We start from the raw sequence: 4,029 nt of genomic DNA on the forward strand, positions 1-4,029 counted from the left end.
CACCAAGACTAATCCAAAGCAATATTAGACCAAAACCAATATGTAATGCCGCAGAAACAATAATTTCAATACTTTTATTATCGGCTTTTAATGATAGAAATCCCCCAATCTTATCACTGATAATAGAAGTCGTTACCCCATAAATCATTATTACTGGGAAACTATAAAGCAAATAAATCGGAGTACTTAATACAGCAGAAAAAATATGATCAAGGAAAGAATTTATGTTTTTATCACCGAAGGGATTTGGCAATGCTAATCCTAATAAAATCGCAAAAAATGTACCAGAAACTGAAGTTGTAATAATTTTTCTCGGTAAAATTTTAATCACCTCACAACTAGTAGTTATTACCAATTTTAACATAATTCTTCTTTTATCGTTCTTGCGGTAAATTGGACTCCACCCCCCTCATAGAACCGTGCTTGCACTATTAATGCACACGGCTCCTCCTAGTCATCGTTTACAAAATGTAGCTAATCTCTTTTCTTAAATCATATATATTCACTTTAATCCTTGGTGAAGGTAGTGGATATTTATTAAGAAATAGACTGAATTTATCCCATTTAAAGGATTTCCTTTGACTTCTTCTATTGAGCCATTTAAACAGTAAATTTTCGATTTTGTCTTTGAAGTTGTTAACATTTTGAGAATTATCGGTGATGCAATAATAGTTGTAGTAACCTTTTAATGAGCGTGTAAATCTATCCATAATCATATGAATATTTTTATTTCTATTATTCTTCAGCCATTCTTTCGTTTCTTTTAGTTTGCCTTGGATTTTCTTCCTGCTTGTTTTCCTTTTCACTCGAAAGTTTCCTTGTTTGCTTTTCCCACAATAGTGTGTAAAACCCAGGAAATCAAAGGTTGCTGGTTTACTTCTTCCCTGTTGATTTGCATTTTTCTCCGCAAACCTCCCGAAGGGAATGATTTTAGTTTTATCCTCAGCTATTTCTAAATTAAATTTCTTTAATCTTAACTTTAATGAATGGAAGAATTGCTCCGCTTCACTTTTATATTGAAAACAACAAACAAAATCATCTGCATATCTCACTATGTATGCTTGTCCATTGCACTGTTTCCTAACCCTTTTCTCAAACCATAGGTCGAGAACATAATGGAGATATACATTGGCTAATATCGGAGATATTACTCCACCTTGCGGTGTGCCATTGTCTGTCTTATATTTCTTGCCTTCCTCCATGTATCCACCTTTAAGAAACCTACCAATTATCCTTAGTAGGTTAGGGTCAGCGATTCGCAGTTTTAGGAACTCCATCATCCATTTGTGGTCAACGTTGTCAAAGAATCCTTTAATATCTACATCTACTACATAATTTACTGACCTCTTTTCAATATAGAAGTTCAGTATTTTCAAAGCATCGTGGCAATTACGATTTGGTCGGAATCCAAAGGAACAGTCAAGAAAGACATTTTCATAGATAGAATTTAATATCTTCGTAATGCACTTTTGTACAATCTTATCTTCATGTTCCGGTATTCCCAACGGTCTTTTCTTGTTTGAGTTGAGCTTTGGAATATACATTCTCCTTACTGGAACAGGTCGATAGCTTTTGCTTTTAAGACTACTCACTAAATCCTCTATGTTTCCTTCTAAATTTTCACTGTATTGCTCTTTAGTTGTTCCGTTAATCCCAGTTGCCTTCTTATTGGGTAGCTCAAAATGACTTTGAACTAGTGCTTGCTTATTTAATAAATGTGCAAGAGATGTAAATTTCATTTTAGGATTAGATTTTGCTAATTCTGCTATCCTTAGTAGTTTTGTTTCCATTTATTATACCTACCTCTGTGTGTAGTAAATGTGTCTCTAGTAAGGGTGATAACTGGTAGCTAGCCTTCCCTCCATCGGCATTACCCAACTTCATTGGTATTACGCTGCTATCCGACTCCCTAACATCGGCATTTGGTTTCCTTGCTTGTTATCGCTTGTAGACCATACTCTTCTAAAAAAAAGAAAAGACCGGTAGGGTCTCCCGAGTTGCCGTATCATATCAATGTATAACGTGCCAAGGTCTCTGACTCCAGAGAGGTTTTACCCTTCTTGCCTTTAACGAAAGATAAAATGTAGCTTTCTGCTGTGCTTAAGGCATCAGCCCTCTCGATTTACTAACATTATGGAGCTCAATCCCTTCAACCATTTGGCTTTCGGCCCGCTACCTAACTGTCTACGCTTAAAGACTAAAGTTACCTTTAGTCCTCCAAGACTCGCTACGAGCGAATGGCTAGTTCTTACTCGACGGGAATCCCACCCGCTATATGATACGACCTAGGCTCGGCCGCACAAGCACCCGTTAGCTTAAGTACAATATTTCACAATCTTGCTATGATTCAAATGTTGTCCTAGCGGGAAAAACACCATTTTCTCTAGCAAAGCATATAGATAACCTTTGTGCAGCCCTGTCAAGGTAAAATTTTGTTGAAATATTATTGTCGGGGATAGGCTCTGTTTCAGTAAATTTTCTTGTTATTTTGTTAAGTTCTATTTTTCCCATTGAATTCTCGTTGGGACCAAATCTGTAAATTACTTTTTCTTCATCTTCAAATTCCTTTAGTAACAAAACAAACGCAGCCATTACAACCCTCTCTTCAACGTTTCCCTTTAATAAAGGAATTATTATTTATATTGATAAACAGTTACCACACCAACCCTTGTTCAACTCTTGTACCCGTTGTTGAATAAGAGTCGTTTAAGTTAATCTTAACTTATCCATTGAAAGTTTTGATCAATTAAGTCAAAGAAAAGATGTTTTTTTGTTAAGTATTCACATTCTTCAGGTGTAATCAGAACATAATGCCCTTCTCCCATTTTTTTAGATGGGTATTTATAAAATTTTAGTTCCATACTAAGTAAACGGTCAATTTCTGATAACCATTCTTCTTTAAAGCATTTTCCAAATTTTAATTTCCAACCAGTAAGATGCATTCTTGCTTCATCTAAACTCATCTGATAAGAACTTCCTTGTTCACCGTAAAAATTGCTTTGTGAGGAAAAATCAAGAATTTGCCTAAATAATGCTTCTTCAAAGGATGCAGCATAATAGGTTGCTTCGTAATCGTCGTGGAGACAATATACCACTGGCATAATATTTTCATCCTTTAAATACCAGCCCCATATATCTCCATTAGCATTAAATGCGAATGGAACAACAAAATTACTTCTATCCTGGTCATAATCAAAATTTATTATTTCCTCTCGTGTCATCCATTCCATTTCGTTTAACCAAACGTATTTTTGTTTCTTTGGCTCATCTTCGTTACTAAAATTAGCAATATCAAAGAGGCCTTGTTTTTCCATTCCAATATAGGTTTGTGGAAAGGAAAAATTGAGTGGCAGGTTCATATTAAAACCATCCTTACTTAATAATATCTAACATATATTCAACATCCGTAATTCTTTTCCTTCTTCAACTCCGTTAGCTGAACAAGAAAAGGAGATGCGGTTGCAACCCCTAACACAGATAATATTTACATTTATTTATTTGACAACAATCCAACTATTTTAATTACCTCAACTTCACCCACTCTTCTGGAACCTTCCATAAAATAACCTTTGGTTCCTATCTTAATCTTATATTTATGAATTTCTTCCCTCATTTCTGGAAGTGAAATCCACATCCTTGCTGTCCCCTTTTGGTTTATTGTAATGGTGTCATCTAAGATTATATTTCCATCATTATCCTCAAATTCAGGATGTATCATATATATACCTGTTTCAATAATATCGTCTTCTTGATATGCAAAATCACATCGATAACCTTGTGCAGGCAAAAACGGTCTTCCGCTTTCTTCAAATGAATAAAATCTATATTGAACATTAAAGTCTTGTGGATGTCCTCTTAATTTTTCGTATGGTGTCCACATATTTTCACCTCATTATATACAGAAATAACATTTCTGAAATTGGATATTCGTTGTGGTCATATCGCTTCACTTTTAAAAACTTTTAACTATTATTTTCTGTACCAACCAAGCCATTTCCTTCTTGAACTATACTCCCTCTATAAAGAAAC

General features: G+C 34.7%; 5 protein-coding genes. All 5 read right to left on the reverse strand.

The window, feature by feature from the left end; translation table 11 throughout:
- The coding region (locus V7150_RS24690) for a hypothetical protein (protein ID WP_335523537.1) at positions 1–364 on the reverse strand (364 nt) is incomplete at its 3' end.
- A 97-nt stretch (positions 365–461) separates the two neighbouring features.
- Positions 462–1,790 carry a group II intron reverse transcriptase/maturase gene (ltrA, locus tag V7150_RS24695; protein WP_335523539.1) on the reverse strand — a complete coding sequence of 443 codons (1,329 nt, stop codon included), beginning with the start codon at positions 1,788–1,790 and terminating at the stop codon, positions 462–464.
- Between the two features lie 550 nt (positions 1,791–2,340).
- The gene (locus V7150_RS24700; RefSeq protein ID WP_335523542.1) at positions 2,341–2,592 is read right to left on the reverse strand and encodes a hypothetical protein; all 252 of its coding nucleotides are present in this window, start codon (positions 2,590–2,592) and stop codon (positions 2,341–2,343) included.
- Positions 2,593–2,717: 125 nt separating this feature from the next.
- Positions 2,718–3,359 (reverse strand): hypothetical protein, encoded by a 642-nt coding sequence (locus V7150_RS24705; protein WP_335523545.1) that lies wholly within the window; start codon positions 3,357–3,359, stop codon positions 2,718–2,720.
- Positions 3,360–3,490: 131 nt separating this feature from the next.
- Positions 3,491–3,880: a hypothetical protein gene (locus V7150_RS24710; protein ID WP_335523548.1), complete on the reverse strand. Its 390-nt coding sequence runs from the start codon at positions 3,878–3,880 to the stop codon at positions 3,491–3,493.
- Between the last annotated feature and the right edge of the window lie 149 nt (positions 3,881–4,029).

This window comes from Neobacillus drentensis (assembly GCF_036965245.1).
GTDB classification, from domain to species: Bacteria; Bacillota; Bacilli; order Bacillales; family Cytobacillaceae; genus Neobacillus; species Neobacillus drentensis_G.